Here is a 17,230-nt window from a genome sequence, read left to right on the forward strand (position 1 = left end):
CTATTCTCTTCCCTTCTTTTCCAATCAAAATGGCATCGATGATCATAATGAGTGCTTTTTTTATAGTTTTTACCAGCGATCTTCATTTATACAAAAAAGTTGAAAAGCTTTTCCGCTGTTGTTTTCTCTTACCAAGTAAACGTCTCGTTAAAACTCCATCATTTTCATTTTGGTGTATGACGACAGCAGGCAGGAACCGGCAAAATCATTAAAATAAAGAATGGAATTCCATTCACTTTCAGACATTTGAACGATCCAAATAAAAAGAACCGTTATCACTCCGCCGGTTCTTGGTTTCCATTATTCTGGATGAATGGCAGCATGCCCATCATCATCTTTGCTATTTGAATGCCGTTTGAAAATTTTTCCATTTGATGAGGGATCGTCCTTTTAAAATAATGAAGCGATTGAATCTCAAATTTTTCTAAATCCTCAGGTCTGCGGCTTAAAATTCGGTACCATTGGGGTTGTTCCCTCAAGAATTGCCTCAATTCACTTCTGGAATAAATATAATCAGCTATTTCTTTTCTCACAAACGTTCCCTCCTTTTTCTTCTAGTCTTTTCGAAAACCGAAGAAAGATTGTTCCGGTCTGTTGGGAGATTGTTTTGGAGATGGGGTTGCAGAAGAATTAGTTTGAAACTGCGCCAACAAATTTTGAAGCGCACCAATGGCCTGATTCATATGATAGAGATGCTCCTGAAGCTGATTGGGATCTATTTTTTTCAGCGATGTAAAAATTGTTTCCGTCCACTTGGAACTTTTTTGCTTTTCCGATTCCGAACGCTCAGCAGCCTTCTCTTTATATTTGTCCCAGAGAGGATCTTCTTCCCCGAGCAGATACCATTCCTCAAAAAATTCTTGGAGGGTTTTATCCTTATTGTTGACTTCCTGAATAATTTTCGGGTGCGCTTTGACAAATTCTTTAAATTTCAATACTTGAGGATGCAGCTGCTTTTGGCCCAAGGACCCATCACCTCCTGTTTTTCCCATTTACTACATCGTATGATTTTCACTTAAAAGAGTGATTCTCAAGATTTCTATCTCGTGATAAGATAGAAAAACAACAGTAAAACTTTTTCAGGGGGGATCGCTCAAAATGAAAGAACCATTGTTCCAGTTATTTCAACAAGTAATAGAGAAAACAAACGAAAAAGAAAAAACCATTCTTAAAGAGCTGTTGGAAAGATATGAGAATTATATCGGTTCCGATGAACCTTATTTAGGAAGATTGCTTGGAATGCAAAAAAACGTAACCGATTCCAATTGCGAAATTACGATACCTATTTCTGAAATTATTCATAATCATTTAGGTATCGTTCACGGGGGTATTACGGCAACTCTTTTGGACAGCGTGATGGGAACAATAGCAAGCCATGTTGCCCCTGATGGTCATGGAGCGGTCACTTCCAACTTAAACATTCATTATATCGCCCCAGGGAAGGGAGATAACCTTACCGCCGTTGCAAACGTAATACATAAAGGCACAAAAACGATTGTAGTAGAAGGGGAAGTCTATCTGGACAATAGAAAAAAAATTGCCCATGCTACTGGGACATTTTTTATCGTCAAGATTCAATAAAACGAAAGCGTTTTAATTAGGGGAATCATGAATGGGAAAGAAAAAGAGGAAGTTTGCAATATACTTCCTCTACCATTTTTCTTTTTGAATAAAATCCTGTGTATAGTAAGTTTTGTAAACCCCGACTCCTAAGTGCGAATAATTTTTCTCCAGAAGTGCTTTCCGATGGCCTTCCGAATTCAGCCATCCTTGTACGGCTGCAGGACCGTCAACGTAATGGGCAGCAATATTTTCACCCGCCATCTGATAAGGAATCCCTGCTGCTTTTAAACGCGTCGCTAAATCTCCTTGTGACGGTGAATCATGCGAAAAATAATTTTTATCGCTCATTTCTTTACTGTGCCCGAAGGCGACATTTGCCGTTTTTTCATCCCACTTCAGCGGCTCTAAATGAAACTCTTTTCGTATCATATTCGTTATATCAAAAATCTGTCGTTGCTCACCTTTTTCGATCATGTTCCATTGACCAGCCGTCGGATTCGGCCATTCAGGAAGTTCTCCTTGGTATATCAGCTCATACGGTTTTTGGCGAAGCAAAATTTCTTCATTGACAAATCGTACACTGGATAGCGTCCCTGAAAATTTATCCAAATACAATTGAACGTAAATCCCCCCCATTTTTACTAACGGCTGAAGGTTTAAATCCTCTTCCGACAGTTCAAATCGATAATTCCCCGCACTAGTTTTAATCACGATTTCAGGATTCATGGAATAGGTTCGAAAAATATCGTCGATCCGTTGTCCAATTTTAAACGGCTGTACGTTTGCATCATGGCCAATGGCATAGACAGCAACCACCTTATTTTGTTCGACGCCAAATTGTATATACGAATTTTGATTTTGATAAATCCACCAATGATACCCGTATTGCGTTGGATCGATGCGGACCGGTTTCCCAAATTTAGAAATGACTTGCTGTTCGGATTTTCCGATAAAAAAAGCTAAACTTTCTTTCGGCAATTTTTCAGCCACTTGTGTTTCTTGTGATCGTTTCTCTTCGCTTCCCTTCCATTTAAGAGAGTTGTCTTGCAGCGGCGGCTGTAAAAATCCCCAGTTCTCAGCATATTGATTTAAGTAAACTCCCAACACCAGAATGATGCTCAAAACCACAAGGACTCTCAAAATCGTTCGCAATCATTTCCCTCCTTCCAATTCTTTCAAGCTTGCAACAAGTAATTGTTCGGATGCCAGCCTTCATAACCAAGCCGTCTATCGAAAATCCCACTTTCGCTTTTGTGAGACTTTTGCTTTTGAAACTCGTCACAATCAAATATCATTATCCCGAACTAGTTGTCCTCAGTCGTGCAGAAAAGAACATTTTAAAGAGACGTTTCGCTTGTTCCAAACATTTACGGATATTCTTTTAATCACTAGAATCATACATGATCGCATTCGAAAAATCTACGTCTATTGTTCCACATTCAATGCAGAGAAAATCATTCATAAAATATTTTATTCGATAGAAAATAAAAAAGATGGATTGAATAAATGTCTTGGATATATTTGCAAGCAGAATTTTTTTCGACTATTATAAAAATAAGATGATGGACTTTTCGCAATTTTCTTTAAAACTCTTTTTTGGGGGGATTTGTCCATGAAATTTGAAAATGTTGGTTTAGAAAAATACAAAGCAGATTTAAACCGCTTGGACGAAATTATGGAAGAGCACCGATTGATTCGCGCAGGACAATGGGATTATGAACGTGTCACATACGATCGCAAATTTGAATTAAAAGAAGGCGTATATTATCTTCGCGTCCAAGGATATGCTGTGGAAGGCGATGTGGGGGCTCATGATGCCGTCATTCAGTTAATGACACCCATTCTTGGAAAACATTATTATCCGCACGGGATAGAATATGGTGACGACGAATATTATCCCGAATATTTGGTGAAAGAATGTGAATCCGTTCTTTCCGCCGTCAAAAAAGAGATTGAATCTTTCGCCGTGTAGAAAAAGCGCAAAGCCAACCTTCAGTCGGCTTTGCGCTTCTTTAGATTTCAGCACCTAAATAATGCTCAATACCCCAAGATCGCTTTTAGCATCGAAGTTGTTTCGCCGCCTTTGTAAAATACGTAAAGCAGCAAATACACAGCGATCCCCGTAATCGCTGTGAAAAACCAGATAACGCTCGTAACAGGTCCTATTTTCCGATGTTTTTCAAATTTGCTTTTGTAGCCGAGCCAAAGGGTAACAGCTCCAAAAATCCCCCCGATTGTAGCAAGGAAAATATGGAAAATCAAAAAAATCGTATAGTAAACTTTCACATTAGCGGGACCGCCGAAAGCTGTGTTGCCAATAAACAAAGTTCTGCTTAAGTAAATGATAAAAAAGGTCAACGCAAAAATGGCAGCTGCCGTCATCAATTTTTGATGAGTATCTCTTTTTCCTTGTACAATTTTGATCCAACCGATACCGATTAGTACGGCACTTATGACAATGCAAGATGTGCTAATGGTAGGTAAAATAGGAAGCGTCATTTCCTTTCTCCTCTCTTCTTAACCATTTTACTATGTACATAACCATTCGCATTTCTATTTAGGACTATGACAAAACTCTGGGAATGAACCGGATGATGTTTCGTTCCATCCGTTATGTTTTTTAAACCGGGCATTCTTTATGGTTCTATAAGAAAGGCTCCTTTTAAAAAGGAACAGACTCCCTTCTTGGGAATCTTCTTTCCGATTGAGCGTATTTCATTTAAGCTACCATTTCGTTTGGTGCTCACGAAGAGAAGCTTCCGTAATTTGATCGGCTTCAAGCTGTTCTTTTCGGTACCAATCAAAGAAAATTCGGGCCAGCACAATACCATAAACAACTTCTTGTATAATTTTCATCAACACTCCACCAAGCTGCTGATCTTCGATTACCGGCAAATTGGAAAACAGCTCGGGGCCGGAAAGTTCCAAACCATTTAGAGTGTTGGTTGGAACGCACAATTGCATCGATTGCAGCCAAGAAGACGGATCGCTGTACGTGTTATATAGGGGATGGCCGGAAAAAATAATCAATCCGCAAGCAGGGGTCAAAAGTACGGCATCAGCGATTAAATATCCGACCTTGCGTAATCCGATCAAATTCGAATGTTCGGGCAAATGATTCATCAGCGGCCACCACATAAAAAGGGCAAATCCAAATAAGACAACCGTGAAAAGCCCATGAAAGATCCCGCTCTTGTTAATCTTATCAAGAATAGCTGGAATATGGTAGAAGGAAAAAAGCCCGTTGAAAGCAATCGCTGCCATTAATGGTTTTGTCAATAACGAAAAAATCGGCTTGATGATTGGCAATTCAATTATGTATTTCCAAAACCATACCGGAATTCCTTTTATGAGGATCGGAGGCAGAACCAAGCAAAGAATGGCCATTTGAACCATGTGATATGAAAACATAATATGGCTCATTAAATCAACGGGAGAGCCTTTAATACCATACAAAATCACCATGGCCAGAATAAAATGCAATAATTCTTTTTTGGTCAAAGGTTTACTGTTCGGAAAAACATTTCTCCATTTGATCATCAGCAAAAGGTAAAAGACTGTCATCAAAAGTATGGCCATCAAAAAATACGGGCTCCACAACGCTTGAAACCCAAATATTGTGATTGGCATTGCTTCATCCCCTCATTCCCGTCAATTGCCCATAATATCATTATACTTTCTCTGCCAAACAGGAACAATGCAACAATTGACAAGTTTATGATTTTTCGCTGCCTTTGCGTTATGGTTTTACCGTTTTATCGAATGAGCCGAAAAGCCAACCGTTATGGCTGGCTTTTCGTTTCTTCAATCTTTCCCACACCGCATCCATCAAAAGATGAGTGAAACAGTAGGCCAATACAAAGTCCTACCATCAGGATAAAATAGTCATTCTTATCCGTCATTTTCACTTTTTAGATCCAAACAATCGTCGCAAACGTCAATACAGTTAAAAATGCGACGAAGACTGCGGACCAGAAAAATAGTGAAGGAGCTTCATGGCCTTTATGACTCATGTGCATAAAATAATATATTTGAAACAACACTTGTATGCAGGCCAGCAGCAAGACAAATGGCAGCACAAACCATTTCGATAAACCCGCCCCAACGGCCACAAACGCTATCAGCGTTAAAAAGAGCATCAGCGTGAAGGACACAATCTGCATTCTCATTTCTTCCGCATTTCTTCTTCTTCGAAACTTATAGTCGATTCTTGAATTTTCTTGATTGACAGGTTGATCCGTCATCATTCATCCCACCTTTCCCATCAAATATACGACAGTAAAGATAAACACCCACACGACGTCAATAAAATGCCAATACAAGCTGGCTACATAAAATTTCGGTGCATTGTAAAGAGTTAAGCCGCGTTTCGCATTGCGAATCATTAATGTCAAAATCCATAACAATCCAAAAGTAACATGGGCTCCGTGAAATCCGGTCAATGTATAAAAAGCCGAACCGAACGCACTGCTGGTAAAAGTATGATGAAATTCATGAACATAATGATTAAATTCATAAATTTCCGCTACCAAGAAGCCTATTCCAAGAAGTACAGTGATGAACAGCCAAGCCTGCATGCGCTTAAAATTGTAATTCCTCATATGGTAAATGGCATAGACGCTGGTAAGGGAACTTGTTAAAAGAAGCATCGTCATCGTAAATACGAGCGGCAATTCAAATAATTCTTTTGCATGCGCTTGATTAGGATTTGGAACTTTATCTTTTAAAGCGATATATGTTGCAAAAAGGGAGGCAAACATGACGGTCTCGCCTCCAAGAAACAACCAAAAGCCAAGAAATTTATTTTTCCCTTCAATGGTCGCTTTTTCAGGCAATTCGGGCCATGTTTGCGGCGTAAACTTTTGTTCCGCTTCCATTATGCCTTAACCCCCTTTTCCGAATCTTCCAACAATTCTTCTTTGTGAATATGGTAGCCATGATCGTCCTTCACGGAACGGATCAACATGGAACCGAATGTGATGGCCAAGCCAACGAACAACACTGGAATTCCCAACGGTGAATCAGCATGATACATTACGCCGAAAGAAGCAACAAATAAACCAAAAGCGATGAAGAACGGAAGTATGGATGAATTCGGCATATGAATATCACCGATCGGTTCAGCGGGCGTCAGTTCATTGCGCCCTTCCATTTTTTCCAGCCAATAAGCATCCAATCCACGAATCAGTGGTGTTTGTTTAAAATTATAATATGGCGCCGGCGAAGAAACGGCCCATTCAATTGTCCGTCCATCTCCCCACGGATCATTGCCGACTCTCTCTCCTTTGGCTGTGGAAGCGATGATGTTGAACAGTAAGATGAAAACGGCAATTCCCATCAAACCGGCCCCAATTGAGCTGACCAAGTTTGGAGTATCAAAGCCCTGATTAGGCAAATACGTCCATACTCGGCGCGGCATTCCCATTAAACCAAGGAAATGTTGAATAAAGAAAGTAAGATGGAAACCGATAAAAAAGAGAACAAATGTAATTTTCCCAAGAGTCTCATTTAACATTTTGCCAAACATTTTAGGCCAGTAAAAGTGAACAGCAGCCAACAAGGCAAATACAACGCCACCAACAATGACATAATGAAAATGCGCGACAATAAAGTAGGAATCGTGATATTGATAATCAGCCGGTGCAGCAGCTTGCATAACACCTGTAACCCCGCCAATGACAAATGAAGGAATAAATGCAATCGCATACAACATAGGAGTCGAAAAACGGATATTTCCTCCCCACATTGTCAAAAGCCAGTTAAATATTTTGATTCCTGTCGGAACAGCAATTGCCATGGTGGCAACGGCAAAAATCGCATTAGCGATCGGACCCAGCCCAACCGTAAACATGTGGTGAGCCCACACCATGAACCCCAAGAAACCGATTAAAACGACTGCAAATACCATTGACGAATAGCCAAAAAGCCGTTTCCTCGAAAAAGTGGCAAATATTTCTGAAAATATACCAAAGGACGGCAATATTAAAATATATACTTCAGGATGTCCGAAAATCCAAAAAAGATGTTCCCAAATAATCGTATTTCCACCGCCTGCAACATCAAAGAAATTAGTTCCAAACAAGCGATCAAACATCAATAAAAAGATACCCACGGTTAAAGGCGGAAAGGCGAATAATATTAGAGCAGAGGCAACAAACGTAGTCCATGTAAACAGCGGCATTCTCATGTAGGTCATTCCGGGTGCCCGCATATTAATGATGGTGGCAAGAAAGTTTATTCCAGAAATCAATGTACCAAATCCTGATACTTGCAAACCAAGAACATAGAAATCAATGCCATGGCCTTTTGACGCAAGAGAAAGCGAAGCGTAAGAAGTCCATCCAGCATCAGGCGTTCCTCCCAAAAACCACGATAGGTTTAAAAAAAGTCCTCCAAAAAAGAACAGCCAAAATCCCAACGCATTTAAAAACGGGAAAGCTACGTCACGAGCTCCGATTTGAAGCGGAACCACTGCATTCATAAAAGCAAACAACAGCGGCATGGCGGCTAAGAAAATCATCGTTGTGCCGTGCATCGTAAATAATTCATTGTATGTTCCAGCACTGACGAAATCGTTATTCGGCACAGCAAGTTGAATGCGGATGAGAAGGGCCTCTACACCGCCTATCAGAAAGAACAGTCCGCCGGCCATTAAGTATAGAATGGCAATCTTCTTATGATCCACAGTCGTTAAATAATCCCAAAGAGTAGCGCCGAAACCTTTTTTCTTGGCAGCTATTGTACTCAAAGATTAACCCTCCTTTTTTGATAACCCATTTAATCTTGCACTTTAAGCGTCATTAAGTATGTCGCCAGCTTGTCAATTTGATCTTCTGTTAATTGTCCATACGCACCCGTCATTTTATTTCCGGGTTTGTATTTTTCGGGATCACGTATCCAATTTTTCAACTCTTCTTTGTTGTGATCAAGGACTCCGGCAATACGAGAGCGCTCTCCAAAATTGGCGAGATTCGGAGCAGTTCGGGCTTGCTCAGGCCGATTGTCCTGTGGCGTGACCGCGTGACAGCTGAGGCATTTTTGTTTAAAAATCTCTTGACCTTGTGCAGCGACTGGATCAGAAGGGGTTGTCACTTTAGCTGCCTGCATATCTTTGACCCATTGATTAAATTCATCCTTAGGAATAGCCTTCACTTTGAAATCCATTAAAGCATGGGAAGGTCCGCAAAGTTCAGCACACTTTCCGTAAAAGAGGTTTCCTGCTTCTTTTGCTTTTTTACCATCAAACTCCAGCCAGAACGTATTGACATTGTCGACATTCGCATCCATTTTTCCACCAGCAGCCGGCACCCAAAATGAATGCTTTACGTCGCTGGCTTTCACGCGAAAATACACTTTTTCATCAGTAGGAACGACCAAGTCTTGGCTTGTAATAATCTTTTGATTCGGGTATTCAAATTCCCACCAATATAGATTGGCTCGCACATTGACGACCACCGCTTTTGGGTTCCCTTTTCCATCCTTATCATTTAAACCTTTATTATCGGCCAATTTAAAAGTAGCGGAAACCGTCGGCACGGCCAAAATCAAAAGAAGAATGATCGGAATAATCGTCCAAAGCAGTTCGAGTTTATGGCTCCCCTCCACCTGCTTCGGAATTTTGTCTTCATCCCCTTTTTTTCTTCGAAAGCGAAAAATGGCCACTACATAAACCACTACAACAACTAAAATAACCAATACCATAATGGCAGTGCTCAAAATCATCAAATCAAATTGCGTTTGAGCAACTTCGCCAGCTGGATCCAGAGCTGATAGAAACGGCTCCCCACAGCCGGAAAGTATCAGCCCCAAAACAGCTAAAACAGCAAACAGACGCCATTTTTTTAGCCTTGCTTTCATAGCCTCATCATACCCCTCTTTCATTGGATTCTAGTCAAGTTGACTAGTCCTCTATTTGGATTTCTTCGTGAAAAGAAAGAACTCCCAACCCCTTAGTTCGTCTTACACGACAGTCACAATCACCATCGTTACAAACAAAATCGTTAAGTAATTCAAGGAATAGATGAACATGATACGTGCCCATTTCAAACTGTCTTTCATTTTATATCCATAAATGCCAAGAATTAACCATCCCAAGTTTAATATAGTGGCAAAAATTACAAAAAAATGACCTAATGACGTCATGAAGAATGGCAGAGGCAACAAGGCCGCAACCCACAAAACAATATGACGCTTCGTTACGTCAAATCCCTTTACAACAGGAAGCATCGGTATACCGGCAGCACGGTATTCTTCGCAGCGCTTCATAGCCAAAGCATAAAAATGAGGGGGCTGCCAAATGAACATAACGACAAATAACATAAAGGCAATCAAATTCATATGGGGATCAACAGCGGTCCATCCGATTAACGGCGGAATCGCTCCTGAAATGCTGCCTACAACCGTATTGCTGACAAAACGTCTTTTCGTCCAGAGTGTATATAAAACAACATAGCTAAATACGCCGATGATTCCCAGCACTCCAGCAGTAAACGTTGTCATAAAAAGGCTAATCGTTCCCAAAATAATAAAAGCAAAGCTCATGACCAAGACTTTTCCACTGCTGATTTTACCCGTGACGGTTGGACGTGATTTCGTTCTTTCCATGAACGAATCGATATCACGATCAATATAATTGTTCAAACTTGCCGCCCCGGCAATGACCAAGGAAGTTCCTAACATCGTAAAAAAGATGGTATCGAGCTGGGTCAAAAAATGGATGTTATTGAAGTGGAACGCCAGCCACATTCCGGTAAACGTTGTAATTAAATTGGAATTTACAATGCCGATTTTGATCAACGCCATGAAATCCTTCAAGGCAGTTGTTTCAGGAGCAGTTTTAATGGCTCGAGTATTAGACACCGATTTTTCCTCCTTGTCAAAGAACAAAAATGTTCTTATTTTTTAATATAAATGATTATAGATGTTATTTCTAGCCATTCTTCTAAAATTTTGGAAATTCTCTTTCAAAATAGGTCGATCTCATTATGACTCCCACCCTAATAAATGATAAAAAGCCGTCAATATAATATTAAAACACAACGGTCAATCTTTTGTGAACAAATTATGAACTAAATATGGCTAATTTGTTACTACTACATCTAAAACATTTTCATCTTTCAAAATTTATAAGAAAATAGTAATGATTACAATGATAGATAATAAAGATCGGGGATGGTGGATTTCAAACAATATAATAGCTATACCTCTTGATCCATCATGATGCGAAAATGCGAAAATTTTCACATGATTTTTGGTCAAAAAAGTTTGATAGTTTCCTTAATCATTGTTTTTTCTTTCATTGTTCTGTATGATCGTTACAGTGATAAACATCAAAACAACATTTTAATACTGTTTTAAGAAGGTGAATAACATTGCATCGAGGATTAAAATGGTTGGCTGTTCTTTCTTCGCTCGGTATGCTTTTCGTGTTAATAGGAGGAGCGCTAGTAACCAAAACAAATTCCGGAATGGGATGCGGCCATTCGTGGCCATTGTGTAAAGGCCAAGTGATACCCGATCACATTACGGTTGCCACAGTGATAGAATTGGCTCATAGATTTGTAACTGGTGGAGTCGGAATCTTTGTAGTGGCTTTATCGATTTGGTCTTGGATCGCCATTGGCCATGTACGAGAAACCAAATTTTTAGCCATACTGTCCGTTTTGTTCTTAGTGCTGCAGGCATTAATTGGTGCCGCCGCCGTCGTTTGGGGACAATCTTCTTTTGTTCTGGCACTCCATTTTGGTATTTCATTAATCTCTTTTGCAGCCATATTTTTGCTGACATTATTGATATTTGAAGTAGATAAAAAGTTTGATGCCGCTACTTTGACAATCAGCAAAAAAATGAAGTGGAATATTATCGGAGTGACCATATACAGCTACATCGTTGTGTACACCGGAGCGCTTGTCCGGCACACAAACGCCAGTCTCATTTGCAAAGATTGGCCTTTATGCGTGAATTCGCAACCCGCACTTCCTGCCAACATGCACGAATGGATACAAATGGGGCATCGTCTCGCAGCTGCTGCCTTCTTCGTGTGGATTGCTTATATTGCGTATATCGCAGTAAAACATTATAAGAATCAGCGGGTGATTTATTGGGGTTCGATCTTTGCACTGAGTTTGATGACTCTACAAGTGCTTACCGGCGCTTTAAGTATTTATACCCGTTTAAATCTCTATATTGCACTCTTGCATGCCTTATTTATTTCTTGTTTATTTGCTCTTTTATGTTACTTAGTATTGTTAGTATTAAGAAGCAACGTGAAAGAACCGGGTATGTCACCGGCAAAAGAAAAAATGTCCACTACTCGTCCAACAACTATTTCATAATGAAACGACATAAAAAAGGCGGCAAACCATTTCGTTTGCCGCCTCAGAGTGTAGACAAAAGGCATCCGAATGTGCGCTTTCGGATGCCTTTTGTCACTTTTATGCTTTCAAATGTTTGGAATAGACCCCTCCAGGGGTCTATTTTATGTTATTGCTGGACTTTTCCATGTCCAGCAAGCCATCTTTTTCAAATTCATTGCAGCAAAAGTTAGCATCGCCTGCATGGACAATTTTTTTAAACCTCTTAAAGTTGTCCAACGCATACCATGCTTTTCCTTTGCATCAGCAAAAACACGTTCAATGGTTTCTTTCCGTCTTGCATAAATGCTCTTATTCTCTTGTGTATGCCGAAGATGATCAGCTTCCTCTAAATAAAATTCCCATACATGTCGCTGAATCAGTTTTTTATGCTCCTTACTTTGGGTGCACTTCGAAAGGAATGGACAATCTTTACACTGGACTGGATCAGAAAAATATTGACGATAGCCTTCCTTCGTCGTAGTTGCATATTTTAACACTTGTCCTTGCGGACAAAGATAACAATCGTAGTATTCATCGTAAACATACTCATGTTTTTTGAAATAACCATCCTTTGTACGAGGGCGAGTATAAGGTAAAGCAGGGGTCATATCATTTTCAAATATGTATTGGGCAACGGCGGGAGTTTTATATCCAGCGTCAGCAGCAACTACAACCGGTTTTCCATGTTTTTCGATGACTTTTTCAAGAAGTGGCTCCAATACGGAACTGTCATGAATATTCCCTGGCGTTACAATAGCCCCCAAAACAAAGCCATTTCGATCCGCAGCAGCATGGAATGAGTAAGCAAACTGTTTTGTTCGCTCGTCTTTTACGTAGTAACCACTTTCCGGATCAGTGGTACTTTCTTTTATTTCTTTATATTCTTCTTTCCCAAATTTATCTGGAGGAAATGGCTTTTTTCCATGTGCTTCTCGATCAGCATTTATCTCATCTTGTAGACGTGCTTGATAGGCTTTCGTTTCTTTTCGAACCACTTTCTTCTCAAATTTATGCTTATTCGCACTCGCTTTGACATGAGTAGAATCAATAAAGACATGCTCACTGCTTATCAGCTTCTTATCTGCAGCTTCTTTCAAAATGCGATAGAATATCTGTTCAAATAAGTCTGTATCCTTAAAGCGTCGCTCGTAGTTTTTCCCAAACGTTGAAAAGTGAGGTACCTTATCATAAAAACCAAATCCAAGAAACCAACGGTAAGCCAGATTCGTTTCGATTTCCTCTATAGTTTTTCGCATGGAACGAATACCGAAGGTATATTGGATGAAAGCCATTTTAATCAATACAACTGGATCAATACTTGGTCGACCTCTTTCCGATGAATACATGTCTTGAACAAGCGAATAGATAAATGAAAAATCAATAGCAGCGTCGATTTTACGAACCAAATGATCTGCAGGTACAAGTTGGTCTAAAGCTATCATTTCTATTTGATCACGATTCATCTGTGTATTTTTTGTTAGCACTTCATCCACCTCAATTCATTACGGTATCTTAATTATACAAAAAAAGACTGTCGGCAAATCCGGTTTTTTCGGATTTGTCGACAGTCTGAGGCGGCAAGGCGGCAAACCATTTCGTTTGCCGCCTTTTTGTCATGGATGAATCATTCAAAAAAGAAGCACACCCATTTTCCTTAAGATTTAAAATGTTTCGCTGTTTTTTTATTTCTTATTTTTGCAGCTCAATCAGTAAATCACCTGTTGAAATGGCATCGCCGCTTTTTACATAAATATCTTTCACAACGCCGGAAAAAGGAGCTTGAACCGTCGTTTCCATTTTCATTGCTTCCGTTATCATTAAATGGTCGCCTTTTTTAACTTTTTCCCCTTTCGAAACAATAACTTTCATCACCGTACCCGGCATCGTTGCAGCGATATGGTTTTTATTTTTCAAGTCTGCTTTTACTCTTGTAGCGACTGTTGATTTAATGCTTTCATCTTTGATGACCACTTCACGAGGCTGGCCATTCAATTCAAAATAGACAATTCTTGTGCCGTCGGCTTGAGCTTGGCCGATGGATACCAGCTTGACAATCAACGTTTTACCTCTTTCAATTTCTACTTCAATTTCTTCTCCTAATCTCATACCGTAAAGGAAAGTCGGTGTATCGAGAACTGATAGGTCGCCATATTTTTCCACAGCTTGAATATAATCCAAAAATACTTTTGGATATAATGCGTAGGCTATCACTTCATGAGCGGTTACTTGACGTCCAAGTTCATGGAATAGTTCATCCCTTAAAGCTTTGAAATCGACGCTTTCGAGCAATTCACCAGGTCTGACGGTAATGGGTTCTTTCTCTTTTAAGATGACTTTTTGCAGTTTTTCAGGAAATCCTCCATATGGCTGTCCGAGATATCCTTGGAAAAATTCAACAACAGAATCAGGGAAATCAATCGTTTCACCCTTTTCCAACACATCTTCTTCCGAAAGATCATTTTGCACCATAAATAAGGCCATATCTCCTACTACTTTCGAAGAAGGGGTCACTTTCACAATATCGCCAAACATCATATTAACCCGATGGTACATTTCTTTCACTTCATCCCAGCGATCTCCAAGACCAACTGCTTTTGCTTGTTGTTGAAGGTTGCTGTACTGGCCTCCGGGCATTTCGTGCTGGTAAACTTCTGTATGCGGCGCCACCATGCCGCTTTCGAAGTCTCTATAATATTTGCGTACATCTTCCCAATATCGGGAAAGTTGTTCAAGCCCTTCCACATCCACAATGGGTTCTCTTTCCGTCCCTTTTAGCGCATAGTATAAGGTATTCGCGCTTGGCTGTGATGTCAAACCAGCCATAGAACTGAGCGCTACATCCACAATATCGACCCCTGCTTCTGTTGCCTTGGCGTACATATAAATGCCGTTTCCGCTCGTATCATGCGTATGCAAATGGATGGGAATATCCACCGTTTCCTTCAATTCAGAAATTAATCTGTAAGCGGATTGCGGTTTCAATAAGCCGGCCATATCTTTAATGCCGAGAATGTGAGCGCCTTGATTTTCAAGCTCTTTAGCAAGATGTTTGTAATATTGAATATCGTACTTCGTTCGAGTCGGATCATCTATATCCCCCGTATAACATATGGCTGCTTCCGCAATTTTCCCGGATTGTCGAACCGCATCAATGGCTACTTCCATCCCTTTAACCCAGTTGAGGCTATCAAAAATTCGGAAAACATCAATTCCTGCATCTGCTGATTTTGCTACAAATTCACGGATGACATTGTCAGGATAATTTTTATAACCGACTGCATTCGATGCTCTTAACAGCATTTGAAATAAAATATTGGGAATTTCTTTTCTCAATTGCAGCAATCGATCCCACGGGTCTTCTTTCAAAAACCGATAGGCGACATCAAAGGTAGCTCCTCCCCACATTTCCAATGAAAACAAATTAGGAAGCAGTCGTGCTGTTGGTTCGGCAATGCGAACGAGGTCATTCGTTCTTACCCGAGTTGCCAAAAGCGATTGATGAGCATCGCGGAAAGTGGTATCTGTCAACAACAAATTCTTTTGATTTTTCACCCATTTGACAAGTCCGTCCGGCCCTTCTTTGTCCAGAATTTGTTTTGTTCCTGACTGTATTTCCTCGTAATGCTTAATTTTAGGGATCCGAGGTTTGTCAAATACCGGTTTTTTCTTTTTTTCAATGCCCGGGAATCCGTTGACAGTGATCGTTCCGATGTAGTTTAACATTTTGGTGCCGCGGTCTTTTCTTTTTGGAAAAATAAATAATTCAGGTGTTGTATCTAAAAAAGACGTGTCGTAATTTCCCGACAGAAACTTTTCGTGTTTCATGACATTTTCCAAAAATGGAATATTTGTTTTGATTCCGCGAATTCTGAATTCTTGAAGGTTTCGAACCATTTTTGCGGCCGCTTGCTCAAACGTTAGCGCCCAAGTAGACACTTTCACTAATAGCGAGTCGTAATAAGGTGTAATGACTGCTCCTTGAAACCCATTTCCTGCATCTAATCGTACTCCAAACCCTCCACCGGATCGATAAGCCATGATTTTTCCTGTATCCGGCATAAAATTGTTCGTTGGATCTTCTGTTGTCACACGTGATTGAATGGCATATCCATTAAGATGAATGTTTTCTTGTTTTGGAATCCCTATTTTTTCACTATGTAACGAGTACCCTTTCGCAATCATAATTTGGGTTTGTACAATATCGATGCCCGTGATCAGTTCAGTGATGGTATGTTCTACTTGAATGCGCGGGTTTACTTCAATAAAGTAAAAATTTTCGCCCGAAACTAAAAATTCGACCGTACCTGCATTTTCGTATTGAACGTTTTTCATTAACTGCACAGCTGCTTCACAAATTTTTTCGCGAAGTTCATCCGATAAAGAAACGCAAGGAGCCACTTCGACTACTTTCTGATGCCGGCGCTGTACGGAGCAATCGCGTTCATACAGATGAATGATATTTCCTTCTTTATCTCCAAGAATTTGGACTTCGATATGTTTCGGATTTTGGACAAATTTTTCAACATAGACTTCACTGCTGCCAAATGCGGCTTTCGCTTCCGACGCAGCTCGTTCGTAAGCTTCTTTCACTTCTTCACTGCTATGAACAATTCGCATACCGCGTCCGCCGCCGCCTAATGCTGCTTTAATGATGATCGGGTAACCATATTTTTCCCCAAACGCTTCAATCTCTTCATAGCCGGAAACAGGTCCATCGCTTCCTGGAATAACAGGAATTCCTGCTCGCTGCGCTTGTTTTCTGGCTTTTACTTTGTCGCCAAACATATCCAAATGTTCGGTCCGCGGACCTATGAAAATAATTCCTTCTTCTTCGCATCTTCTTGCAAATTCAATATTTTCAGACAAAAAACCGTAGCCTGGATGAATGGCATCCACTTCTGCGTTCTTCGCAATTTCAAGTATCCCTTCTATATCTAAATAAGCGTCTATCGGCTTTTTTCCTTCACCGACTAAATAGGCTTCATCCGCTTTATAACGATGGTAAGAACCGGAGTCTTCTTTTGAATAGATGGCCACCGTTCGAATATTTAATTCTGTGCATGCCCGAAAGACGCGAATGGCAATTTCACCCCTATTGGCGACAAGCACTTTCTCAATCTTTTTCATCATTTCTCTCCCCCAATGCAATCAAAATATTTATATATATCGTCTTATGAAACCTGCAACAAAATGGCTGATCGGTTTTGACAAGAATCTCCATGGTCAGAACCATGCAACCATTTTGCTGAATTTGGCTTATTATTGCCCTGCACTAATGAAAGGACCGATCACCCCCTATTCTTTTGTGCAGG

General features: G+C 40.2%; 15 protein-coding genes. 3 read left to right on the top strand and 12 right to left on the bottom strand.

The annotated features are described in order from the left end of the window. Window positions 1-275: 275 nt before the first annotated feature. Window positions 276-533: a YlbE-like family protein gene (locus N1I87_RS11355; RefSeq protein WP_270584347.1), complete on the bottom strand. Its 258-nt coding sequence runs from the start codon at window positions 531-533 to the stop codon at window positions 276-278. Between the two features lie 21 nt (window positions 534-554). Next, window positions 555-965, bottom strand: a complete 411-nt coding sequence (gene ylbD / locus N1I87_RS11360; RefSeq protein WP_270584348.1) for a YlbD family protein — start codon at window positions 963-965, stop codon at window positions 555-557. A 133-nt stretch (window positions 966-1,098) separates the two neighbouring features. Here ylbD and N1I87_RS11365 point away from each other — a divergent pair, with 133 nt between their 5' ends. Beyond that, complete coding sequence (locus tag N1I87_RS11365; protein WP_341101815.1) at window positions 1,099-1,581, top strand: PaaI family thioesterase; 483 nt, start codon at window positions 1,099-1,101, stop codon at window positions 1,579-1,581. Window positions 1,582-1,650: 69 nt separating this feature from the next. Here N1I87_RS11365 and N1I87_RS11370 read toward each other — a convergent pair whose 3' ends face one another. After that, window positions 1,651-2,715: a CAP domain-containing protein gene (locus N1I87_RS11370; RefSeq protein ID WP_341101818.1), complete on the bottom strand. Its 1,065-nt coding sequence runs from the start codon at window positions 2,713-2,715 to the stop codon at window positions 1,651-1,653. A gap of 460 nt (window positions 2,716-3,175) precedes the next feature. On the opposite strand from N1I87_RS11370, the gene N1I87_RS11375 reads away from it, so the two are divergent. Next, window positions 3,176-3,535 carry a YugN family protein gene (locus tag N1I87_RS11375; protein WP_048623081.1) on the top strand — a complete coding sequence of 120 codons (360 nt, stop codon included), beginning with the start codon at window positions 3,176-3,178 and terminating at the stop codon, window positions 3,533-3,535. A 65-nt stretch (window positions 3,536-3,600) separates the two neighbouring features. Here the strand turns inward: N1I87_RS11375 and N1I87_RS11380 are convergent, their stop codons facing one another. The 7 genes from N1I87_RS11380 to cyoE all read right to left on the bottom strand — a co-directional run bounded on the left by N1I87_RS11380 (window position 3,601) and on the right by cyoE (window position 10,422). Beyond that, window positions 3,601-4,062 carry a DUF420 domain-containing protein gene (locus N1I87_RS11380; RefSeq protein ID WP_340403329.1) on the bottom strand — a complete coding sequence of 154 codons (462 nt, stop codon included), beginning with the start codon at window positions 4,060-4,062 and terminating at the stop codon, window positions 3,601-3,603. A 225-nt stretch (window positions 4,063-4,287) separates the two neighbouring features. Further along, complete coding sequence (ctaG, locus tag N1I87_RS11385) at window positions 4,288-5,193, bottom strand: cytochrome c oxidase assembly factor CtaG (protein ID WP_328201490.1); 906 nt, start codon at window positions 5,191-5,193, stop codon at window positions 4,288-4,290. Window positions 5,194-5,474: 281 nt separating this feature from the next. Next, window positions 5,475-5,807, bottom strand: coding sequence for a cytochrome c oxidase subunit IVB (ctaF, locus tag N1I87_RS11390; protein WP_048624417.1), 333 nt, complete (start codon window positions 5,805-5,807; stop codon window positions 5,475-5,477). Window positions 5,808-5,810: 3 nt separating this feature from the next. After that, window positions 5,811-6,440 (bottom strand): cytochrome (ubi)quinol oxidase subunit III, encoded by a 630-nt coding sequence (locus N1I87_RS11395; protein WP_003354444.1) that lies wholly within the window; start codon window positions 6,438-6,440, stop codon window positions 5,811-5,813. Continuing rightward, window positions 6,440-8,311 carry a cytochrome c oxidase subunit I gene (ctaD, locus tag N1I87_RS11400; RefSeq protein ID WP_328201500.1) on the bottom strand — a complete coding sequence of 624 codons (1,872 nt, stop codon included), beginning with the start codon at window positions 8,309-8,311 and terminating at the stop codon, window positions 6,440-6,442. The genes N1I87_RS11395 and ctaD overlap by 1 nt, the downstream gene beginning before the upstream one ends. A 29-nt stretch (window positions 8,312-8,340) precedes the next feature. Then, the gene (gene coxB / locus N1I87_RS11405; protein ID WP_003354442.1) at window positions 8,341-9,420 is read right to left on the bottom strand and encodes a cytochrome c oxidase subunit II; all 1,080 of its coding nucleotides are present in this window, start codon (window positions 9,418-9,420) and stop codon (window positions 8,341-8,343) included. A 102-nt stretch (window positions 9,421-9,522) separates the two neighbouring features. Then, entirely contained in the window at window positions 9,523-10,422 is a 900-nt protein-coding gene (gene cyoE / locus N1I87_RS11410; RefSeq protein WP_341101822.1) for a heme o synthase, read from the bottom strand. A gap of 512 nt (window positions 10,423-10,934) precedes the next feature. Here cyoE and N1I87_RS11415 point away from each other — a divergent pair. Next, on the top strand, window positions 10,935-11,897 hold the full coding sequence (locus tag N1I87_RS11415; RefSeq protein ID WP_341101826.1) for a COX15/CtaA family protein: 963 nt from the start codon (window positions 10,935-10,937) through the stop codon (window positions 11,895-11,897). Window positions 11,898-12,040: 143 nt separating this feature from the next. Here N1I87_RS11415 and N1I87_RS11420 read toward each other — a convergent pair whose 3' ends face one another. Beyond that, window positions 12,041-13,402: an IS1182 family transposase gene (locus tag N1I87_RS11420; RefSeq protein ID WP_048622333.1), complete on the bottom strand. Its 1,362-nt coding sequence runs from the start codon at window positions 13,400-13,402 to the stop codon at window positions 12,041-12,043. Between the two features lie 205 nt (window positions 13,403-13,607). Further along, the gene (gene pyc, locus N1I87_RS11425) at window positions 13,608-17,045 is read right to left on the bottom strand and encodes a pyruvate carboxylase (RefSeq protein ID WP_341103370.1); all 3,438 of its coding nucleotides are present in this window, start codon (window positions 17,043-17,045) and stop codon (window positions 13,608-13,610) included. Between the last annotated feature and the right edge of the window lie 185 nt (window positions 17,046-17,230).

Source organism: Bacillus sp. FSL W8-0102, assembly GCF_038007225.1.
Classification (GTDB): Bacteria; Bacillota; Bacilli; order Bacillales; family DSM-4216; genus Bacillus_O; species Bacillus_O smithii.